The organism is Pseudomonas panipatensis (assembly GCF_900099785.1).
GTDB classification, from domain to species: Bacteria; Pseudomonadota; Gammaproteobacteria; order Pseudomonadales; family Pseudomonadaceae; genus Pseudomonas; species Pseudomonas panipatensis.
The window spans coordinates 19,945-40,397 of sequence record NZ_FNDS01000012.1 but is presented as its reverse complement, the minus strand read 5'-3'; the positions used below and the strand labels follow the sequence as shown (position 1 = coordinate 40,397).

At 60.2% G+C, this 20,453-nt stretch carries 20 protein-coding genes; 15 read left to right on the top strand and 5 right to left on the bottom strand.

The genetic code is table 11. The features are described from left to right. Nucleotides 1-92: 92 nt before the first annotated feature. From gyrB to BLQ74_RS27215, 5 genes are all read right to left on the bottom strand, one after another. Nucleotides 93-2,513 carry a DNA topoisomerase (ATP-hydrolyzing) subunit B gene (gene gyrB / locus BLQ74_RS23140; protein ID WP_090267180.1) on the bottom strand — a complete coding sequence of 807 codons (2,421 nt, stop codon included), beginning with the start codon at nt 2,511-2,513 and terminating at the stop codon, nt 93-95. After that, complete coding sequence (gene recF, locus BLQ74_RS23135; protein WP_090267176.1) at nt 2,510-3,616, bottom strand: DNA replication/repair protein RecF; 1,107 nt, start codon at nt 3,614-3,616, stop codon at nt 2,510-2,512. The genes gyrB and recF overlap by 4 nt, the downstream gene beginning before the upstream one ends. Nucleotides 3,617-3,626: 10 nt before the next feature. Beyond that, nucleotides 3,627-4,733, bottom strand: a complete 1,107-nt coding sequence (gene dnaN / locus BLQ74_RS23130; RefSeq protein WP_090267173.1) for a DNA polymerase III subunit beta — start codon at nt 4,731-4,733, stop codon at nt 3,627-3,629. Nucleotides 4,734-4,769: 36 nt separating this feature from the next. Continuing rightward, the gene (dnaA, locus tag BLQ74_RS23125; protein WP_090267169.1) at nt 4,770-6,332 is read right to left on the bottom strand and encodes a chromosomal replication initiator protein DnaA; all 1,563 of its coding nucleotides are present in this window, start codon (nt 6,330-6,332) and stop codon (nt 4,770-4,772) included. 106 nt (nt 6,333-6,438) lie between these two features. Beyond that, nucleotides 6,439-6,825: a hypothetical protein gene (locus BLQ74_RS27215; protein ID WP_139199116.1), complete on the bottom strand. Its 387-nt coding sequence runs from the start codon at nt 6,823-6,825 to the stop codon at nt 6,439-6,441. A 34-nt stretch (nt 6,826-6,859) separates the two neighbouring features. Between BLQ74_RS27215 and rpmH the strand changes: the two genes are divergently transcribed. The 15 genes from rpmH to atpA all read left to right on the top strand — a co-directional run bounded on the left by rpmH (nt 6,860) and on the right by atpA (nt 20,443). After that, entirely contained in the window at nt 6,860-6,994 is a 135-nt protein-coding gene (gene rpmH, locus BLQ74_RS23120; protein ID WP_003100258.1) for a 50S ribosomal protein L34, read from the top strand. 14 nt (nt 6,995-7,008) lie between these two features. Further along, on the top strand, nt 7,009-7,416 hold the full coding sequence (gene rnpA, locus BLQ74_RS23115; protein ID WP_090267166.1) for a ribonuclease P protein component: 408 nt from the start codon (nt 7,009-7,011) through the stop codon (nt 7,414-7,416). Then, on the top strand, nt 7,409-7,657 hold the full coding sequence (gene yidD / locus BLQ74_RS23110; protein ID WP_090267163.1) for a membrane protein insertion efficiency factor YidD: 249 nt from the start codon (nt 7,409-7,411) through the stop codon (nt 7,655-7,657). The genes rnpA and yidD overlap by 8 nt, the downstream gene beginning before the upstream one ends. Nucleotides 7,658-7,659: 2 nt before the next feature. Continuing rightward, complete coding sequence (gene yidC, locus BLQ74_RS23105) at nt 7,660-9,405, top strand: membrane protein insertase YidC (RefSeq protein WP_090267159.1); 1,746 nt, start codon at nt 7,660-7,662, stop codon at nt 9,403-9,405. Between the two features lie 73 nt (nt 9,406-9,478). After that, on the top strand, nt 9,479-10,846 hold the full coding sequence (gene mnmE / locus BLQ74_RS23100; protein WP_090267155.1) for a tRNA uridine-5-carboxymethylaminomethyl(34) synthesis GTPase MnmE: 1,368 nt from the start codon (nt 9,479-9,481) through the stop codon (nt 10,844-10,846). A gap of 898 nt (nt 10,847-11,744) precedes the next feature. Further along, the gene (gene mnmG / locus BLQ74_RS23095) at nt 11,745-13,637 is read left to right on the top strand and encodes a tRNA uridine-5-carboxymethylaminomethyl(34) synthesis enzyme MnmG (protein WP_090267152.1); all 1,893 of its coding nucleotides are present in this window, start codon (nt 11,745-11,747) and stop codon (nt 13,635-13,637) included. Then, entirely contained in the window at nt 13,637-14,311 is a 675-nt protein-coding gene (gene rsmG, locus BLQ74_RS23090; protein ID WP_090267149.1) for a 16S rRNA (guanine(527)-N(7))-methyltransferase RsmG, read from the top strand. Before mnmG ends, rsmG begins: the two co-directional genes overlap by 1 nt. Beyond that, nucleotides 14,304-15,092, top strand: a complete 789-nt coding sequence (locus BLQ74_RS23085; protein ID WP_090267146.1) for a ParA family protein — start codon at nt 14,304-14,306, stop codon at nt 15,090-15,092. The genes rsmG and BLQ74_RS23085 overlap by 8 nt, the downstream gene beginning before the upstream one ends. 17 nt (nt 15,093-15,109) lie before the next feature. Further along, nucleotides 15,110-15,982, top strand: coding sequence for a ParB/RepB/Spo0J family partition protein (locus BLQ74_RS23080; protein ID WP_090267142.1), 873 nt, complete (start codon nt 15,110-15,112; stop codon nt 15,980-15,982). A gap of 149 nt (nt 15,983-16,131) precedes the next feature. Next, the gene (locus BLQ74_RS23075; RefSeq protein ID WP_090267139.1) at nt 16,132-16,539 is read left to right on the top strand and encodes a F0F1 ATP synthase subunit I; all 408 of its coding nucleotides are present in this window, start codon (nt 16,132-16,134) and stop codon (nt 16,537-16,539) included. Nucleotides 16,540-16,555: 16 nt separating this feature from the next. Then, on the top strand, nt 16,556-17,425 hold the full coding sequence (gene atpB / locus BLQ74_RS23070) for a F0F1 ATP synthase subunit A (protein ID WP_090267135.1): 870 nt from the start codon (nt 16,556-16,558) through the stop codon (nt 17,423-17,425). Nucleotides 17,426-17,552: 127 nt separating this feature from the next. After that, on the top strand, nt 17,553-17,810 hold the full coding sequence (gene atpE / locus BLQ74_RS23065) for a F0F1 ATP synthase subunit C (protein ID WP_043256731.1): 258 nt from the start codon (nt 17,553-17,555) through the stop codon (nt 17,808-17,810). Between the two features lie 51 nt (nt 17,811-17,861). Then, nucleotides 17,862-18,332 (top strand): F0F1 ATP synthase subunit B, encoded by a 471-nt coding sequence (locus BLQ74_RS23060; protein WP_090267133.1) that lies wholly within the window; start codon nt 17,862-17,864, stop codon nt 18,330-18,332. Between the two features lie 11 nt (nt 18,333-18,343). Beyond that, a complete protein-coding gene (locus tag BLQ74_RS23055; protein ID WP_090267129.1) occupies nt 18,344-18,880 on the top strand; it encodes a F0F1 ATP synthase subunit delta in 537 nt (178 codons plus the stop codon). An 18-nt stretch (nt 18,881-18,898) separates the two neighbouring features. Beyond that, entirely contained in the window at nt 18,899-20,443 is a 1,545-nt protein-coding gene (atpA, locus tag BLQ74_RS23050) for a F0F1 ATP synthase subunit alpha (protein WP_090267125.1), read from the top strand. Nucleotides 20,444-20,453: the final 10 nt, after the last annotated feature.

Below are 20,453 nucleotides of genomic sequence, written 5' to 3'. Positions count from 1 at the left end.
CGTTCGCCACCCATAAAAAAGCCCCCGACCACGAAGTGGCAGGGGGCTTTTCGATGCAGGCGGGTCAGATACCCGCCTCGGTCGAGTAGCGGTCAGACGTCCAGGTTCGACACCGCCAGGGCATTGCTTTCGATGAAGTCGCGGCGCGGCTCCACGGCATCGCCCATCAGGGTGTTGAAGATCTGGTCGGCGGCAATGGCGTCCTCGATGGTCACCTTGAGCATGCGCCGCACGTTCGGATCCATGGTGGTTTCCCACAGTTGATCCGGGTTCATCTCTCCCAGTCCCTTATAGCGCTGGATGCTGTGGCGCTTGGTGCTTTCGTTCATCAGCCATTCGAGCGCTTCCTTGAAGCTGCTCACCGGCTTCTTGCGCTCGCCCTTCTGCACATAGGCGCCATCTTCCAGCAGGCTGGTGAGTTGCTGGCCCAGCTCGGTGACAGAGCGGTAGTCGTTACTGGCGAAGAAGTCGCGGTTGAAGGTGACATAGCTGGAAAGGCCATGGGCGACCATCTCCACCTCTGGCAGCCACAGGTGGCGCTCGCGGTCTTCGCGCAGGCTGGCCTTGAGGGTCAGGCCGGACTTCTCGGCTGCCTTCAGGCGCGCTTGATACAGCTCCAGCCAGGCACGCATGGCCGACTCCTCACCCAACTGCTCGACGCTGATACGCGGCAGGTAGACGAAGTGCTCGGTCAGGTCCTGCGGATACAGGCGCGACAGGCGGGAGAGGGTACGCATCACCCCACGGTACTCGTTGACCAGTTTCTCCAACGCTGCGCCAGACAGGCCAGGAGCGCTTTCATTGACGTGCAGGCTGGCATCTTCAAGAGCCGACTGGGTCATGTACTCTTCCATGGCCACGTCGTCCTTGATGTACTGCTCCTGCTTGCCTTTCTTCACCTTGTACAGCGGCGGCTGGGCGATATAGATGTAGCCGCGCTCGACCAGCTCGGGCAACTGACGGAAGAAGAAGGTCAGCAGCAAGGTACGGATGTGCGAACCGTCAACGTCGGCATCGGTCATGATGATGATGTTGTGGTAGCGCAGCTTCTCGATGTTGTACTCCTCACGTCCGATACCGCAGCCGAGGGCGGTGATCAGGGTGCCGACCTCCTGGGAGGAGAGCATCTTGTCGAAGCGCGCCTTCTCGACGTTGAGGATCTTGCCCTTGAGCGGCAGGATCGCCTGGGTCTTGCGGTTGCGGCCCTGCTTGGCAGAACCGCCCGCGGAGTCACCTTCCACGATGTAGAGTTCGGAGAGGGCAGGGTCCTTCTCCTGGCAGTCGGCCAGTTTTCCCGGCAGTCCCGCGATATCCAGGGCGCCTTTACGGCGAGTCATTTCGCGGGCCTTGCGGGCGGCCTCGCGGGCACGCGCGGCGTCGATCATCTTGCCGACCACGGCCTTGGCTTCGTTGGGGTTTTCCAACAGGAAGTCGGCGAAGTACTTGCCCATCTCCTGTTCCACCGCGGTCTTCACCTCGGACGAGACCAGCTTGTCCTTGGTCTGCGAGCTGAATTTCGGATCCGGTACCTTGACCGAGATGATCGCGGTCAGGCCTTCGCGGGCATCATCACCGGTGGTGGCGATCTTGTACTTCTTCGCCAAACCCTCGGTTTCGATGTAGTTGTTCAGGTGACGAGTCAGTGCCGAACGGAAGCCGGCCAGGTGGGTGCCACCGTCACGCTGGGGAATGTTGTTGGTGAAGCAGAGGATGTTCTCGTTGAAGCTGTCGTTCCATTGCAGGGCGACTTCGACACCCACACCGTCTTCTTCACGCTGAACGTTGAAGTGAAAGACTTCGTTCACCGGAGTCTTGTTGGTGTTCAGGTACTCGACGAACGCGCGCAGACCACCCTCGTATTTGAACAGCTCTTCCTTACCGCTGCGCTCATCACGGAGCACAATGCCCACGCCAGAGTTGAGGAAGGACAGTTCGCGAATCCGCTTGGCCAGGATGTCCCAACTGAAGTGGATATTGCTGAAGGTCTCAGCCGACGCCTTGAAGTGTACTTCAGTGCCGGCGCCCTCGGTCTCGCCGACCGGGCGCAGCGGGAACTGGGGCACGCCATGGCGATAAATCTGCTCCCAAACCTTGCCCTCGCGGCGGATGGTCAGACGCAGCTCCTCGGAAAGCGCGTTGACCACGGAAACACCTACACCGTGGAGACCACCGGACACCTTATAAGTGTTGTCGTCGAACTTACCGCCGGCATGCAGCACGGTCATGATGACCTCGGCCGCGGAGACCCCTTCTTCCTTGTGGATATCCACCGGAATGCCGCGGCCATTGTCGCGAACGGTGATCGACTCGTCGGTATGGATGGTGATGCTGATCTCGGTGCAGAAGCCAGCCAAGGCTTCGTCGATCGAGTTATCCACGACCTCGAACACCATGTGGTGCAGACCGGTGCCATCGTCCGTGTCGCCGATGTACATGCCAGGACGCTTGCGTACCGCGTCCAGCCCTTTCAGCACCTTGATGCTGGAAGAGTCGTACGTATTGTTCTCGCTCATTCTTCACTCCCGAGGGTGGTCTGAGAGACTTGCCCATGTTCCACGTGGAACATGGAAACCGGCGTATCCGTTCGCCAGCCGTCCTTCAATAATTCAGGGTCGACACAGGTGATGAATACCTGGCAACCCAAGTCTTCGAGCAACCGGCATAACGCACGCCGATGCTTCTCGTCCAACTCAGAGGGGAGATCGTCTACCAGGTAGACGCATTGTCCTCTCTTTGCCTGATTGATCAGGTAGCCCTGGGCGATACGCAGGGCACAAACCACTAGCTTCTGCTGCCCTCGCGACAGGATATCCGCCGCGTTGTGTCCGCCCAGACGAATTCGTAAATCAGCCCGCTGAGGTCCCGCCTGGGTGTGTCCCATCTGCTGGTCACGGAGCAGACTGCTGCTGAGCACCTCGCTCAACTCACGGTCCTTATCCCAGCCGCGGTAATAGCTCAAGGTGAGTTGATCCAACTGAATCAACTCACCGAGGGTCTCTTCGAAGACCGGCTTTAGTGCCTGGATATACGACCGCCGATAGGCATCGATTTCTTCACTCGCGCTGCATAATTCGCGGTCCCACGCAGCTTGCGAAGCATCGTCCAGTTTACCATGCCGGAGCCACGAGTTCCGCTGGCGAAGCGCTTTCTGCAGCCGCTGCCAGGCGACCATGAAGCGTTGTTCCACGTGGAACACACCCCAATCGAGGAACTGGCGACGAACTTTGGGCGCCCCTTCCAGCAATCGGAAGCTATCTGGATTGATCAGTTGCAGCGGCAGGGTTTCCGCCAACTGTGCCGCGCTGCGGGCATTCTGTCCGTCGACACGAATCTGGAACTCCCCTTGGCGATCACGGGAAACCCCAAGATTACTGGGCACGCCGTTCGCGAGCATCACCTGACCGAATACCGTACAGGCAGACTGCTCATATTGAATGACGGGGTTAAGACGCAAACTACGGAACGAGCGCGCGAGGCCGAGCAGGTGAATGGCTTCAAGCAGGCTGGTCTTGCCGCTGCCATTTTCGCCGTAAAGGATGTTGATGCGGGGGGAGGGGGAGAAGGTCACCGGGTGCAGATTGCGCACCGCGGTGACCGAGACGCGGGTCAGGGACATTCAGTAAATGTCAGAGCCGCATCGGCATGACGACGTAGGCGGAATCATCGTTGTCGGCTTCCTGCAGCAGAGCGCTGCTATTGGCATCCGACAAGATGATGCGAACCTGCTCGGTACTCATTACGCCGAGGACGTCGAGCAGATAACTAACGTTGAAGCCGATCTCCAGGCTACCGCCGTTGTAATCCACTTGTACCTCTTCTTCAGCCTCTTCCTGCTCCGGGTTATTGGCCTGGATCTTGAGGAGACCGGAAGACAGCTGCAGGCGGATACCACGGTACTTTTCATTGGATAGAATCGCGGTGCGGCTGAAGGCTTCGCGTAGAAGCTGCCGATCGCCAACCACCAGCTTGTCTCCACCCTTCGGCAGCACACGCTCGTAGTCTGGGAACTTGCCGTCGACCAGTTTCGAGGTGAAGGTGAACTCACCGGTGGTCGCGCGAATGTGATGCTGGCCGAGCACGATGTCGACTTGGCCATCCTGCTCGGTCAGCAGACGAGCGAGTTCGAGGATACCCTTGCGCGGAACGATCACTTGGTGACGGTCCTGTGCTTCCGGCACGGCGCCACTGAAAGAGCACATGGCCAGGCGGTGACCATCGGTGGCCACTGCGCGCAGCACACCGCTGCCGACTTCCAGCAACATTCCGTTCAGGTAGTAGCGGACATCCTGTTGTGCCATGGCGAAGCTGGTACGGTCGATCAAACGACGAAGCTTGCTCTGCACCAGGCTGAAGGTCATCGACCCCGGGCCTTCTTCGACAGTGGGGAAATCATTCGCCGGCAGCGTCGAAAGGGTGAAACGGCTACGGCCTGCCTTTACCAGCAACTTCTGTTCATCGACACGAATGTCGATCAGCACATCGCTAGGCAGACTCTTGCAGATGTCCATGAGCTTGCGCGCCGGCACGGTGATCTCGCCGGGCTCGGCAGGCTCTTCCAGATTGACGCGCCCTACCAGCTCGACTTCGAGATCGGTACCGGTGAGAGACAGTTGCTGACCCTGGACAACCAACAGAACGTTGGAAAGAACCGGCAGCGTCTGGCGGCGTTCCACAACGCCAGCGACCAGTTGCAGGGGTTTCAACAGAGCTTCGCGTTGAATTGTGAAATGCATGGTCTATCCCTTGCCTCGTGGGGCTGCAGCTTGGCCTCAGGTGGTCAGCGTGCGCAGCAGGTTCTTGTAGTCCTCGCGGATATCCGCGTCGGATTCCTTCAATTGAGCGATCTTACGACAGGCATGTAGCACGGTGGTGTGATCCCGACCGCCGAAGGCCACGCCGATCTCCGGCAGGCTGTGGTTGGTCAGTTCCTTGGACAAGGCCATGGCTACCTGCCGCGGGCGTGCCACCGAACGCGAGCGGCGTTTGGACAGCAGGTCGGCGATCTTGATCTTGTAGTACTCGGCGACAGTGCGCTGAATGTTGTCGATGCTGACCAGCTTGTCCTGCAGGGCAAGCAGATCCTTCAGCGACTCACGGATCAGTTCGATGGTGATCGGTCGCCCCATGAAGTGCGAGTGAGCGATCACCCTTTTCAGGGCACCCTCAAGCTCACGCACGTTGGAACGAATACGCTGGGCGATGAAGAACGCCGCATCGTGCGGCAGCTCGACTTTGGCCTGCTCGGCCTTCTTCATCAGAATCGCCACGCGGGTTTCCAGCTCAGGTGGCTCAACGGCGACGGTCAGTCCCCAGCCAAAGCGCGACTTCAGGCGCTCCTCGAGTCCCTCGATTTCCTTCGGGTAACGATCGCTGGTGAGAATGACTTGCTGTCCCCCTTCCAGCAACGCGTTGAAGGTGTGGAAAAACTCCTCCTGGGAGCGCTCTTTGCGCGCGAAGAACTGAATATCGTCGATCAAAAGCGCGTCCACAGAGCGATAGAAGCGCTTGAACTCGTTGATGGCGTTGAGCTGCAGCGCCTTGACCATGTCCGCGACGAAACGCTCGGAGTGCAGATACACGACCTTGGCGTTAGGGTTTTTCTTCAGCAGGTGGTTACCCACGGCATGCATCAAGTGAGTCTTGCCCAGGCCGACACCACCATAAAGGAACAGCGGGTTGTAACCGTGCTTGAGATTGTCCGCGACTTGCCATGCCGCTGCACGAGCCAACTGGTTGGACTTGCCCTCGACGAAGTTCTCGAAGGTAAAGGTCCTGTTCAGATAGCTGGTGTGCTTGAGCGCGCCTTCCACCTGGACATTACGCTCGGTGCGCACCGCCGGAGCCGTCGTCGGAAGAGCGGCCGCCAGCGGATCGATGCTCGGGCTGGATTCGTCCAGATCGGCCAGCGGTTGCTGCATGGACAACTGCATCTGCTGCACGTTGTCCGCCACCGCCTGCGCGGGCAATTCGGCTTGATAGGCCTCAGCCTTGGCCGCGCGTACCTGGGCAGGGGTCGGCTGCGGTGTGATGGTGGGCGCCGGCATCGCATGGCTCTGCGGAACCAAGGCCGGTCGCGGTGCACGGCTGCGACGGCTGCCGATCAACAAGGAGAGCGCTGGGATCTGCCCATTGCCGCGCTCCCCCAGGAGCTCGAGCAAGCGACCCATGTATTTTTCGTTGACCCAGTCCAACACGAAACGGTTAGGCGCGTAGACACGCAACTCCTCTCCCTCGGCTTCGACCTGCAGAGGACGGATCCAGGTGTTGAATTGCTGGGACGGCAACTCGTCGCGGAGCAATTCCACGCACTGCTGCCAAAGTTCCACGGACACGGATATCCCCCAAAATTGGAAAGGCGCGGAGCGAAAATGAAGCGCCTATTGTAGCTGCCCGCTGATGACTTATCCACACGAGAAATCAACAAGTGGGTAAGCAAAATCAATACCTTAATGGGCGCATACGGCGTATGGGATGGCCATTGGCATGCTTGTGGATAACGCCTCGTGGAGGCAGTGTAAAAGCCCCTTTGAAAGGCTGTTGAAAACCAGCCTGTGGACAAACCCGCTTTTCCTCCCCAGCTTGTCCACCGGAGCCGCACAGCTGGAGCACCGCTTCTCGACAGAACCATAAAATCCGCCAAGCGTCGAAACCAGTGGCTTTTGAGCGCTTATCCACAGCTGATACGACCGCTAACAGTAGTAAGCTCCACAATTCTTTCAAAGAAATCTTTTCCCCTCTTTTATCTATTTTCCAAACGACGTTGGTTGGAAATTGACCTGCCCCGGTGTTTTCACTAGAATCGCCGGTCTCTTTAAACGGGGTCACTGCGACCTCAAGTCGTCAACCCAGGTACCGAACAATGAAACGTACTTTCCAACCCAGCACTCTCAAGCGCGCTCGCGTCCATGGTTTCCGCGCTCGCATGGCTACCAAGAACGGCCGTCAGGTCCTGTCGCGTCGTCGCGCCAAAGGCCGTAAGCGTCTGACCGTCTGATTCGCCCGGCACAGGTGGTGAGTCGAGGATTCGACCGGGAAAAGCGTCTTCTGACAGCCCGGCACTTCACTGCGGTCTTCGACTCCCCCGACGCCAAGGTTCCTGGCAAGCACGTCCTGCTGCTGGCGCGCGAAAACGGTCTCGATCACCCCCGGCTCGGCCTGGTGATCGGCAAGAAGAACGTCAAGCTCGCCGTCGAACGTAACCGCCTCAAACGCGTAATCCGCGAGTCATTCCGGCACCACCAGCAGACACTGGTCGGTCTGGATATCGTGGTGATCGCACGAAAAGGCTTGGGCGAGCTGGAGAATCCCGAACTGCATCAGCAGTTTGGCAAGCTCTGGAAACGCCTGGCGCGTAACCGACCACGGCCGGAAAGCCCGCCCGAACCTCCGGGGGTAGCCGATAGTTCCCATGCGTAAACTGGCGCTTCTTCTGATCCAGTTTTACCGCTATGCCATCAGCCCTTTGATGGCTAATCACTGTCGCTTCCACCCCAGCTGTTCCTGCTACGCGCAGGAAGCCATCGAACATCATGGTTTCCTGCGCGGTGGCTGGCTGGCCCTGCGCAGATTGGGCCGCTGCCATCCCTGGCATCCCGGTGGCTACGATCCAGTACCACCTGCCAACTCCAAGCCCCGCCCTTCCTCGATGGCCGAGTAACCATGGACATTCAACGCTCGATCCTAATCGTCGCCCTGGCCGCCGTGTCCTACATGCTGGTTCTCCAGTGGAACAAGGACTACGGACAGCCCGAACTGCCGGCTCAGACCGCGTCGTTCAACCAGCAGACACAAGGTCTGCCGGATACTTCCGTGCCTGCCGCCAGCGGCACCAGTGCCGATGTGCCCCCGGCTCAAAGTGCGAGCGCTTCGCTGCCTTCGACGCAGCAGCCGGCAGCCGCCAATGGCCAGATGATCCAGGTGAAGACCGATGTCCTCAGCCTGGCTATCGATCCGCGCGGTGGCGATGTGGTGCAACTGGGACTGACCCAGTACCCGCTACGTCAGGATCGTCCAGACGTTCCCTTCCCGCTGTTCGAGCATGACCAACAACGCACCTATCTGGCACAAAGCGGCCTGACGGGTACCGATGGTCCGGATGCCGCGGTCGCTGGTCGCCCGCTGTACAGCAGCAGCAAGACCGAATACCAGCTGGCCGACGGCCAGGATCAGCTGGTTGTGGATCTGAGCTTCGCCCACGAAGGCGTCAATTACATCAAGCGCTTCACCTTCCACCGCGGGCTCAAGGCCGACTGCAGTGAGAAAGAGAAGGCTCAGAAGAAGCTCGACTGCATCAACCCGAATGCCTACCAGGTCGACGTCAGCTACCTGATCGATAACCAGAGCGCCAAGGCCTGGAGCGGCTCGCTGTTCGCCCAGCTGAAACGCGACGCCAGCGCCGACCCGTCGTCGACCACCGCCACCGGCGTATCCACCTACCTCGGCGCAGCCGTATGGACCCCTGAAAAGGCCTATACCAAAGTGTCGATGAAGGACATGGACAAAGAATCCTTCAAGCAGAGCGTGCAAGGTGGCTGGGTAGCCTGGCTGCAGCATTACTTCGTCACCGCGTGGGTCCCGGCCAAGGGCGAAACCCACAACGTCATGACTCGCAAGGACAGCCAGGGCAACTACATCGTCGGCTTCACCGGTCCGACGCTGAACGTCGCTCCCGGTGCCAAGGCAGAAACCAGCCTGACCCTTTACGCGGGTCCGAAACTGCAGAAGTACCTGGGCGAACTGTCCCCGGGCCTGGAACTGACCGTCGACTACGGTCCGCTGTGGTTCATCGCCCAACCGATCTTCTGGCTGCTGCAACATATCCACAGCCTGGTCGGTAACTGGGGCTGGTCGATCATCCTGCTGACCATGGTCATCAAGCTCGCCTTCTTCCCGCTGTCCGCCGCCAGCTACAAGTCGATGGCGCGCATGCGTGCCGTATCGCCGAAGATGCAAGCGATCAAGGAACAGCACGGTGACGATCGCCAGAAAATGTCCCAGGCGATGATGGAGCTGTACAAGAAGGAGAAGATCAATCCGCTGGGCGGCTGCCTGCCGATTCTGGTGCAGATGCCGGTCTTCCTCTCCCTCTACTGGGTTCTTCTGGAAAGCGTCGAGATGCGTCAGGCCCCGTGGCTGGGCTGGATCATCGACCTGTCGGTGAAAGATCCGTTCTTCATCCTGCCGATCATCATGGGCGGCACCATGCTCGTCCAGCAGATGCTCAACCCGACTCCGCCGGACCCCATGCAGGCCAAGGTGATGAAGCTGATGCCGGTCATCTTCACCTTCTTCTTCCTGTGGTTCCCCGCTGGTCTGGTGCTGTACTGGGTAATCAACAACTGCTTGTCCATCACTCAGCAGTGGTACATTACCCGGCAGATCGAAGGGGCGGCGAAGAAGGCCTAAACAGCCTCACGCCGTTACCAGCCAAACGCCAGAACGCCCCCTCGTGGGGCGTTCTGCTATCTGGAGAAAGCCCATGAACGCAGCCCAGGAAACCATCGCCGCCGTCGCTACCGCCCAAGGCCGAGGCGGGGTCGGCATCGTCCGCGTCTCCGGGCCTCGCGCCCTGGCAATCGCCATCACCCTCAGTGGTCGCGAACCACAGCCGCGCTATGCGCATTACGGGCCTTTCCACGCCGACGACGGTGAAGTCATCGACGAAGGCCTGTTGCTGTTCTTCCGCGGGCCCAATTCCTTCACAGGTGAAGACGTCCTTGAACTGCAGGGCCATGGAGGCCCGGTCGTCATGGATATGCTCCTGCAGCGCTGTCTGGAGCTTGGCGCACGCCAGGCACGTCCAGGGGAGTTCAGCGAACGCGCCTTCCTCAACGACAAGCTCGATCTGGCCCAGGCCGAAGCCATCGCCGACCTCATCGAGGCCAGCTCGGCCCAGGCAGCACGCAATGCCGTACGCTCACTGCAAGGCGAATTCTCCCGGCGGGTGCACCTGCTGACCGAGCAGCTCATCCAGCTACGCATCTATGTCGAAGCGGCAATCGACTTCCCCGAGGAAGAGATCGACTTCCTGGCCGACGGGCATGTCCTCGCCCAATTGGACAAAGTGCGCGCCGAGCTCGCCGGCGTGTTGAGAGAAGCCGGACAGGGCGCACTGCTGCGCGACGGCATGACGGTGGTCATCGCCGGCCGGCCGAATGCCGGCAAATCCAGCCTGCTCAACGCCCTGGCCGGGCGCGAAGCAGCTATCGTCACCGACATCGCCGGTACCACGAGGGACGTGCTGCGCGAACATATCCACATCGACGGCATGCCTCTGCACGTGGTCGACACCGCTGGCTTGCGCGACACCGAAGATCATGTGGAGAGAATCGGCGTGGAGCGCGCGCTCAAAGCCATTGGCGAAGCCGATAGAGTCCTGCTGGTGGTCGATTCGACAGCCCCTGAAGCGGCGGATCCTTTCGCCCTCTGGCCGGAATTTCTCGACGAACGGCCCGATCCGGCGCGGGTAACGCTGATTCGCAATAAAGCTGACTTATCCACATGTGCGATCGGCCTCGAAGAAAGTGCCGATGGCCATGTAACCCTGACCTTATCCGCGCGTTCGGGCGACGGGCTGGATCTGCTTCGCGAGCACCTCAAGACCTGCATGGGCTTCGAACAGACCGCCGAGAGCAGCTTCAGCGCCCGCCGACGCCATCTGGAAGCGCTACGCCTGGCCAGTGCTCATCTGGAGCATGGCCATGCGCAACTGTTGCTGGCTGGCGCGGGAGAATTGCTTGCCGAGGACCTGCGCCAGGCCCAGCAGGCGCTTGGCGAAATCACGGGGGCCTTCAGCTCCGATGACTTGCTGGGACGGATCTTCTCGAGCTTCTGCATCGGTAAATAGCAGGCTGTGGACAATCCATTCGCCAAGCGGCCAGTTGGCGTGATTGTTCATATGTGGAAAAAATCCATTGCCGCTGATACGCCACCATAGGCTTGTGTCGAATCACGCCCTGGCCTGTGGATAAGGCATTGATAGCCTTGCCCAGCCGCTCTGGATAGGGCTTTTAAAGCGATCGTTCTCTCCCCCGAATAAAACCCGCAATATCCTCGTTAGCCGCACAGGCCTGATTATTCCCCAGCCTTGGGCGCCCAATCAGGCCTCGCATGGCTAGCGGTGACCCGCATCTCTTCCCGTCCCCACACTAAATGGGCGCTCTCTATCCACAGCCCAGCTCTACCGTCGTTGCGCCGTTCATTCTGCCCCTGCCCAGGCGGAAAGAAGCTGCGGCCAGCGCGGATCGCCTGCATGCAATCCCTAGCCATTGTGGATAGCGCTATTCCGAATACGCCTGAATTGCCCGGCAGGCTTGGCCTCTGGACGGCTATTCACACCCAGGATTGAACCCTGTGGAAAACTACCGTATAGACCAGTAGACAAGGCGGTGTGTAAGACCTTGGATAACTGCCCTGTGAATAACCTTGCCATTCATGCACAGGTGATCTACCGGCAATCCCCCGTTTCCAGACATCTTCAGCACACCCTTATCCTTGGCCGAAACGCCTGAATCTGCTGGGGTAAAAGGTGTTATCCACAGAAGATGTCCACACCAAACATAATCACTAGCTCTAAAAAGATTTAAAAATTCCCTTCTCTCTTTTTTATGACAACAAGGTCTCTCGCTGATCCAGGGATCGAAAAGGTTGGCTATTTTTTATCCACCTACCTTCAATCCCCAGCGCTAAATCCCCTATACTGTGCGGCTCTCTTTTTCTCCTGATCGACAGGCACGAGGTGCGTGGTGGATTTCCCTTCCCGTTTTGACGTGATCGTGATCGGCGGTGGCCATGCCGGCACAGAGGCCGCGCTTGCGGCTGCACGCATGGGCGTGAAGACCCTGCTGCTCACCCACAATGTGGAAACCCTTGGACAGATGAGCTGCAACCCAGCCATCGGCGGGATCGGCAAGAGCCATCTGGTCAAGGAAATCGATGCACTCGGCGGGGCAATGGCCCATGCAACCGACAAGGGCGGTATCCAGTTCCGCGTCCTCAACAGCCGCAAGGGCCCTGCAGTGCGTGCCACCCGAGCGCAAGCGGACCGCATTCTGTACAAGGCGGCCGTGCGCGAAATCCTGGAAAACCAGCCGAACCTGTGGATATTCCAGCAAGCCTGCGATGACCTGATCGTCGAACAGGATCAGGTGCGCGGCGTGGTCACGCAGATGGGGCTCAAGTTCCATGCCGACAACGTGGTTCTCACCGCCGGTACCTTCCTCGGCGGACTTATCCACATCGGTCTGGAGAACTACTCCGGCGGTCGAGCCGGAGACCCGCCTGCCATCGCTCTGGCCAAGCGCCTGCGTGAACTGCCGTTACGCGTGGGTCGCCTGAAAACCGGCACGCCTCCCCGCATCGATGGACGCAGCGTGGACTTCTCGGTGATGACCGAGCAGCCGGGCGACACACCGATCCCCGTGATGTCTTTCCTCGGTTCGAAGGAAGAGCATCCACGCCAGGTCAGTTGCTGGATCACCCACACCAACGCGCGTACCCACGAGATCATCGCCAGCAACCTCGATCGCTCGCCGATGTACTCCGGAGTCATCGAAGGCATCGGCCCGCGCTACTGCCCGTCGATCGAGGACAAGATCCATCGCTTCGCCGACAAGGACAGCCACCAGGTCTTCCTCGAACCCGAAGGCCTGACCACCCATGAGCTGTACCCCAACGGCATCTCCACCTCGCTGCCGTTCGACGTGCAATTGCAGATCGTCCGCTCCATCCGTGGCATGGAGAACGCCCATATCGTTCGCCCCGGCTATGCGATCGAATACGACTTCTTCGATCCCCGCGACCTGAAGTACAGCCTGGAAACCAAAGTCATCGGCGGCTTGTTCTTCGCCGGGCAGATCAACGGCACCACCGGCTACGAAGAAGCTGGCGCCCAGGGCCTGCTCGCCGGCACCAACGCCGCGCTGCGTGCGCAGGGCCGTGACAGCTGGTGCCCGCGTCGTGACGAAGCCTACATCGGGGTACTGGTCGACGACCTGATCACGCTCGGCACCCAGGAGCCGTATCGCATGTTCACTTCGCGCGCCGAGTACCGGCTGATCCTGCGAGAGGACAATGCCGACCTGCGCCTGACCGAAAAGGGCCGCGAGCTGGGCCTGGTCGACGACCGCCGCTGGGCGGCCTTCGAGGCCAAACGCGAAGGCATCGAACGTGAAGAACAGCGCCTGAAGAGCACGTGGGTGCGGCCGAACACCCCGCAGGGCGATGCCATCGCCGAGCGTTTCGGTACGCCGCTGACCCACGAATACAACCTGCTCAACCTGCTTGCCCGCCCGGAGATCGATTACGCCAGCCTTGCCGACGTCACCGGCGTTTCCGCCGAAGACCCGCAAGTGGCGGAACAGGTCGAAATCCGCACCAAGTACGCGGGTTACATCGATCGCCAACAGGAAGAAATCGCTCGCCTGCGTGCCAGCGAAGACACCCGGCTGCCTGCGGATATCGACTATGCGAGCATTTCCGGTCTGTCCAAGGAGATTCAGCACAAGCTGACCCAGTCCCGTCCGGAGACGCTTGGCCAGGCCGGGCGTATTCCCGGCGTCACCCCGGCAGCCATCTCGCTGCTGCTGATCCACCTGAAGAAACGTGCGTCTAGCCGCCAACTGGAGCAAAGCGCCTGATGTCCCTGGTTACCCAACGCCACGCCGATGAGCTCGTGCGTGGCGCAACGGCGCTTGGCGTGCCACTCGACGCCGACAAGCAAGAACGACTGCTAGCCTACCTGGCCCTGCTGGCGAAGTGGAACAAGGCTTACAACCTCACCGCGGTGCGCGACATCGACGAAATGGTTTCGCGCCACTTGCTCGACAGCTTGAGCATCGTCCCCCAATTCATCGCTGCCGGCGGTGAGCGTTGGCTCGATGTCGGCAGCGGCGGCGGCATGCCAGGCATCCCGCTGGCCATTCTGTTCCCCGAGAAGCGCCTGACGCTGCTCGACAGCAATGGCAAGAAGACGCGTTTCCTGACCCAGGTGAAGCTGGAGCTCAAGCTGCACAATCTCGAGGTTATCCACAGCCGGGTCGAAGCCTACCAGCCGGACCAGGCGTTCAACGGTATCGTCTCGAGGGCTTTCAGCAGCCTCGACGATTTCTGCAACTGGACTCGTCATCTCGGCGACGGCGAAACCCGCTGGCTGGCGATGAAGGGCGTGCACCCGAACGATGAGCTGGCGGCACTCCCGGAGGATTTCCGGGTCGAAGCCGAGCACGCCCTGAGCGTGCCGGGTTGCCAAGGCCAGCGGCATCTGCTGATACTGCGCCGGAGCATGACGGGGAGTGGGGAACACCATGGCTAAGGTATTCGCGATCGCCAACCAGAAGGGCGGCGTCGGCAAGACCACGACCTGCATCAACCTGGCCGCGTCGCTGGTCGCCACCAAGCGTCGCGTGCTGCTGATCGATCTCGATCCACAGGGCAACGCCACCACTGGCAGTGGTGTGGATAAGTTGTCCCTCGACCACTCCATCTACGATGTCCTGACCGGCGAATGCGATCTGGCGCAAGCCATGCAGTTTTCCGAGCACGGTGGCTACCAGTTGCTCCCGGCCAACCGCGATCTGACCGCGGCGGAAGTGGTGCTGCTGGAAATGGACATGAAAGAGCACCGGCTGCGTCAGGCGCTGGCGCCGATCCGTGAAAACTACGACTACATCCTCATCGATTGCCCGCCGTCGCTGTCGATGCTGACGGTCAACGCCTTGTCCGCCGCCGATGGGGTGATCATCCCCATGCAGTGCGAGTATTACGCGCTGGAAGGGCTGACCGACCTGATGAACAGCATTCAGCGCATCGCCGAGCGCCTCAATCCCGCCCTGAAGATCGAAGGTCTGCTGCGTACCATGTACGACCCGCGCATCAGCCTGACCAATGACGTCAGCGCGCAATTGCAGGAACACTTCGGCGACAAGCTCTACACCACCGTCATCCCGCGCAACGTGCGACTGGCCGAGGCGCCCAGCTTCGGTATGCCGGCGCTGGTCTACGACAAGCAATCCCGCGGTGCCGTCGCCTACCTGGCGCTGGCTGGTGAACTCGCGCGCCGTCAGCGCGCCTCCCGCACTACTGCCCCCGTTTAAGGAATTAAGGAACCCGCATGGCCGTGAAGAAACGAGGTCTCGGACGCGGGCTGGATGCCCTGCTCAGCGGCTCCAGCGCCGCCACCCTGCAGGAAGAGGCAGTCCAGACAGACAGCCGTGAGCTGCAGCATCTGCCGCTCGACCTGATCCAGCGGGGCAAGTATCAACCGCGTCGCGACATGGACCCGCAGGCTCTGGAAGAGCTGGCCCAGTCGATCAAGGCGCAGGGGGTGATGCAGCCGATCGTGGTGCGTCCGATCGGCGGCGGCCGCTACGAGATCATTGCCGGAGAGCGCCGTTGGCGTGCCGCCCAGCAGGCTGGCCTGGATAAGATTCCGGCCATGGTCCGCGAAGTGCCGGACGAAGCAGCCATCGCCATGGCGCTGATCGAAAACATCCAGCGCGAGGACCTCAATCCCATCGAGGAAGCCGTCGCGCTGCAGCGACTGCAGCAGGAATTCCAGCTGACCCAGCAGCAGGTCGCCGACGCGGTGGGTAAATCCCGCGTGAGCGTGGCCAACCTGTTGCGTCTTCTCGCCCTGCCCGAAGAGATCAAGACCTTGCTCTCCCATGGCGACCTGGAAATGGGCCATGCCCGTGCTTTACTCGGTTTGCCCGAGGCAAAGCAGGTCGAAGGTGCGCGACATGTTGTCGCACGCGGGCTGACCGTGCGCCAGACTGAGGCACTGGTGCGCCAGTGGCTGAATGCCCCGGAGGAACCTGCCAAAGCGGTCAAGACCGATCCGGACATCAGCCGCCTGGAACAGCGCCTGGCTGAGCGTCTAGGGGCTCCGGTGCAGATTCGCCATGGACAGAAAGGCAAAGGCCAATTGGTCATCCGCTACAATTCGCTGGATGAGCTGCAAGGGGTTCTCGCCCACATCCGCTGAGACAAAGGTCTATGTAGCGATAGTCGGAAATGACTACCCGGCTGTTGAATGGGTATGCCTGGCCCCCTATACTCTGCGCGCAATTTTGTCGGCACAAAGTATGCCAAGTTATTGATTTACGAAGCCGACGCCAGAGGACTGTGAGACAGATGGAACCCAGCAAGCCGAACCGTTTGCCCTTCCATCGCCAACCGGCTTTTCGCCTGTTGCTCGTCCAACTGGTGGTGCTGCTTTTTGGTGCTGCGGCCCTGTGGTTCATCCGGGGTTCGGTCGCAGGTTACTCGGGACTGCTCGGGGGCCTGATCGCGTGGCTGCCGAATGTTTATTTCGCACGCAAGGCGTTCCGCTACAGCGGCGCGCGCTCGGCTCAGATGATCGTCCGCTCTTTCTATGCGGGCGAAGCCGGGAAACTGGTTTTGACGGCAGTGCTCTTCGCACTGGCGTTTGCAGGAGTGAAGCCACTGGAGCCTCTGGCTCTGTTTGGTATCTACCTGCTGGCCTTGCTGGTCAGCTGGTGCGCACCCCTGCTGATGGGACACACATTTACAAGACCTTAGAGCGATTGAGGCAAACATGGCAGCAGAAAGCGCTTCGGGTTACATCCAGCACCACTTGCAGAACCTGACCCTGGGTCGTCTGCCGGATGGTTCCTGGGGGTTTGCCCACACAGCCGAACAAGCCAAGGAAATGGGCTTCTGGGCATTTCACGTTGACACCTTGGGCTGGTCGGTATTCCTCGGCCTGGTGTTCATCTTCCTTTTCCGCATGGCGGCCAAGAAGGCTTCCAGCGGAGTTCCGGGGGGCCTGCAGAACTTCGTCGAAGTTCTGGTGGAGTTCGTCGACGGCAGCGTGAAGGACACCTTCCACGGCCGTAACCCGCTGATCGCGCCCCTGGCGCTGACCGTGTTCGTCTGGATCTTCCTGATGAACCTGATCGACCTGGTGCCGGTGGACTTCCTGCCGCTCGCCGCGGCCAAGATCACCGGCAACGAACACCTGTTCTTCCGTGCCGTCGCCACCACCGACCCGAACGCTACCTTTGGCATGTCCATCGCGGTGTTCGCCTTGATCATCTTCTACAGCATCAAGGTCAAGGGCATCGGCGGTTTCCTCGGCGAACTGACCCTGCATCCGTTCCACAGCAGCAACATCATCGTGCAGATCATCCTGATCCCGGTGAACTTCCTGCTCGAGTTCGTGACCCTGATCGCCAAGCCGGTTTCCCTGGCTCTGCGTCTCTTCGGCAACATGTACGCCGGCGAGCTGATCTTCATCCTGATCGCCGTGATGTTCGGCAGCGGCCTGCTGCTGCTCGGCGGTCTCGGCGTGGTGCTGAGCTGGGCGTGGGCGGTGTTCCACATCCTGATCATCACCCTGCAGGCCTTCATCTTCATGATGCTGACCATCGTCTACCTGTCGATGGCGCACGAAGACAGCCACTGATCCACCGGTTCTGAAACCCCTTCCCCCCGCGGGAAGGGGCGCGCGGGTCACCCTGCGAACAGAAAGAAGTTTCACCACTTAACTTGCTTCAACCTTTAACCAACACGACAAAAAGTCGGGAGGAAAAATGGAAACTGTAGTTGGACTCACTGCTATCGCCGTTGCACTGCTGATCGGTCTGGGTGCCCTGGGTACCGCTATTGGCTTCGGTCTGCTGGGCGGTAAGTTCCTGGAAGGCGCTGCTCGCCAGCCGGAAATGGTTCCGATGCTGCAGGTGAAGATGTTCATCGTCGCCGGTCTGCTCGACGCCGTAACCATGATCGGCGTTGGTATCGCGCTGTTCTTCACCTTCGCTAACCCGTTCATTGCTCAGGTAGCCCACTAATTTCCGGCTTCCGGAAATCTGTGACTGACAACGAACGAGCGAGGTGTTGGCGTGAACATTAATGCAACTCTGATCGGCCAGGCCATTGCGTTCGCCATCTTCGTCATCTTCTGCATGAAGTTCGTATGGCCTCCGGTCATCGCGGCTCTGCACGAGCGTCAGAAGAAGATCGCCGACGGCCTGGACGCTGCCAACCGTGCAGCTCGTGATCTGGAGCTGGCCCATGAAAAAGCGGGTCAGCAACTGCGCGAAGCCAAGAATCAGGCAGCCGAAATCATCGAGCAGGCGAAGAAAAGCGCTAACCAGATCGTTGACGAAGCCCGCGAGCAGGCTCGTGCCGAAGGTGATCGCATGATCGCCCAGGCCAAGGCCCAAATCGAACAGGAACTGAACAGCGTCAAGGATGCCCTGCGTGCCCAAGTGGGTGCTCTGGCCGTGTCCGGCGCCGAGAAGATCCTGGGTGCTTCGATCGATGCCAACGCGCAAAAGCAGCTGGTTGATCAACTGGCCGCTGAGATCTAAGCGAGGGCGATATGGCAGAACTGACCACGTTGGCTCGACCTTACGCGAAGGCGGCTTTCGAGTACGCCCAGGCTCATCAGCAATTGGCCGATTGGTCTGCTGCTCTGGGTGTGCTGGCTGCAGTGTCGCAGGACGACACCGTGCGCCAGCTGCTCAAAGAGCCTCAGCTGACCGCTTCGTCCAAGGCTGATGCCCTGATCGACGTGTGTGGCGACAAGCTCAATGCTCCGGCCCAGAACTTCGTCCGGACTGTGGCTGAAAACAAGCGGCTCGACCTGCTGCCGATCATCGCTGAGATGTACGAGCAGCTGAAGGCCGAGCAGGAAAAACTGGTCGAGGTCGAGGTCACCAGTGCCTTCACCTTGAGCCAGGAACAGCAGGACAAACTCGCCAAGGCTCTCAGCGCCCGGCTCAGTCGCGAAGTGCGGCTACATGCGTCGGAAGACGCGAGCCTGATCGGCGGCGTGGTGATCCGCGCCGGTGACTTGGTAATCGATGGCTCGGTGCGCGGCAAGCTCGCGAAACTGGCCGAAGCGTTGAAATCTTGAGTTTGAAGGGGCAGCGGCATGCAGCAACTCAATCCTTCCGAAATTAGTGAAATCATCAAGGGGCGCATCGAGAAACTCGATGTAGCGTCCCAAGCGCGCAACGAAGGCACCATCGTCAGTGTTTCCGACGGCATCGTGCGCATCTACGGTCTGGCCGACGTCATGTACGGCGAGATGATCGAGTTCCCGGGCGGCGTCTACGGTATGGCGCTGAACCTGGAGCAAGACTCCGTCGGCGCTGTGGTACTGGGTGAATACCAGGACCTCAAAGAAGGCATGAACGCCAAGTGCACCGGCCGCATCCTGGAAGTTCCGGTTGGTCCGGAACTGCTGGGCCGCGTGGTCGACGCACTGGGCAACCCGATCGACGGCAAAGGCCCGATCGATGCCAAGCTGACCGACGCCGTGGAAAAAGTGGCGCCGGGCGTGATCTGGCGTAAGTCGGTAGACCAGCCGGTGCAGACCGGTTACAAGTCGGTCGACGCCATGATCCCGGTAGGCCGTGGCCAGCGCGAGCTGATCATCGGTGACCGTCAGATCGGTAAGACCGCCCTGGCCATCGACGCCATCATCAACCAGAAGAACAGCGGCATCCGCTGCGTCTACGTTGCCATCGGTCAGAAGCAATCGACCATCGCCAACGTCGTCCGCAAGCTGGAAGAGAACGGCGCCCTGGCCAACACCATCGTGGTGGTTGCCAGCGCTTCCGAATCCGCTGCTCTGCAGTACCTGGCTCCGTACTCCGGCTGCACCATGGGCGAGTACTTCCGTGACCGCGGCGAAGACGCACTGATCGTTTATGACGATCTGTCCAAGCAAGCTGTCGCCTACCGCCAGATCTCCCTGCTGCTGCGCCGTCCGCCGGGCCGTGAAGCTTACCCGGGCGACGTGTTCTATCTCCACAGCCGTCTGCTGGAGCGCGCTTCCCGCGTTTCCGAAGAGTACGTAGAGAAGTTCACCAACGGCGAAGTGAAAGGCAAAACCGGTTCCCTGACCGCTCTGCCGATCATCGAAACCCAGGCTGGCGACGTTTCCGCGTTCGTTCCGACCAACGTGATCTCGATCACCGACGGTCAGATCTTCCTGGAATCGGCCATGTTCAACTCGGGCATCCGTCCGGCGGTCAACGCCGGTATCTCGGTATCCCGTGTTGGTGGCGCGGCCCAGACCAAGATCATCAAGAAGCTCTCCGGTGGTATCCGTACCGCACTGGCGCAGTACCGCGAACTCGCGGCCTTCGCCCAGTTCGCTTCGGACCTGGACGACGCGACTCGCAAGCAGCTCGAGCATGGTCAGCGCGTTACCGAGCTGATGAAGCAGAAGCAGTATGCGCCGATGTCCATCGCCGAGATGTCGCTGTCCCTGTATGCCGCCGAGCGTGGCTTCCTGCAGGACGTCGAGATCGCCAAGGTCGGTAGCTTCGAACAGGCGTTGATCGCCTACTTCCAGCGCGAGCACGCTGCTCTGCTGGCGAAGATCAACGAGAAAGGTGACTTCAACGACGAAATCGACGCTGGCATCAAAGCCGGTATCGAGAAGTTCAAGGCCACCCAAACCTGGTAAGCCGCAGCGG

Excerpts from the sequence above, each read along its gene's own strand:
- atpB (WP_090267135.1), top strand. The coding sequence starts at position 16,556 with ATGGCAGCAGAAAGCGCTTCGGGTTACATCCAGCACCACTTGCAGAAC.
- BLQ74_RS23080 (WP_090267142.1), top strand. The coding sequence starts at position 15,110 with ATGGCCGTGAAGAAACGAGGTCTCGGACGCGGGCTGGATGCCCTGCTC.
- rsmG (WP_090267149.1), top strand. The coding sequence starts at position 13,637 with ATGTCCCTGGTTACCCAACGCCACGCCGATGAGCTCGTGCGTGGCGCA.
- atpE (WP_043256731.1), top strand. The coding sequence starts at position 17,553 with ATGGAAACTGTAGTTGGACTCACTGCTATCGCCGTTGCACTGCTGATC.
- rpmH (WP_003100258.1), top strand. The coding sequence starts at position 6,860 with ATGAAACGTACTTTCCAACCCAGCACTCTCAAGCGCGCTCGCGTCCAT.
- recF (WP_090267176.1), bottom strand. The coding sequence starts at position 3,616 with ATGTCCCTGACCCGCGTCTCGGTCACCGCGGTGCGCAATCTGCACCCG.
- gyrB (WP_090267180.1), bottom strand. The coding sequence starts at position 2,513 with ATGAGCGAGAACAATACGTACGACTCTTCCAGCATCAAGGTGCTGAAA.
- dnaN (WP_090267173.1), bottom strand. The coding sequence starts at position 4,733 with ATGCATTTCACAATTCAACGCGAAGCTCTGTTGAAACCCCTGCAACTG.
- yidC (WP_090267159.1), top strand. The coding sequence starts at position 7,660 with ATGGACATTCAACGCTCGATCCTAATCGTCGCCCTGGCCGCCGTGTCC.
- BLQ74_RS23085 (WP_090267146.1), top strand. The coding sequence starts at position 14,304 with ATGGCTAAGGTATTCGCGATCGCCAACCAGAAGGGCGGCGTCGGCAAG.
- BLQ74_RS23055 (WP_090267129.1), top strand. The coding sequence starts at position 18,344 with ATGGCAGAACTGACCACGTTGGCTCGACCTTACGCGAAGGCGGCTTTC.
- atpA (WP_090267125.1), top strand. The coding sequence starts at position 18,899 with ATGCAGCAACTCAATCCTTCCGAAATTAGTGAAATCATCAAGGGGCGC.
- yidD (WP_090267163.1), top strand. The coding sequence starts at position 7,409 with ATGCGTAAACTGGCGCTTCTTCTGATCCAGTTTTACCGCTATGCCATC.
- BLQ74_RS23075 (WP_090267139.1), top strand. The coding sequence starts at position 16,132 with ATGGAACCCAGCAAGCCGAACCGTTTGCCCTTCCATCGCCAACCGGCT.
- mnmE (WP_090267155.1), top strand. The coding sequence starts at position 9,479 with ATGAACGCAGCCCAGGAAACCATCGCCGCCGTCGCTACCGCCCAAGGC.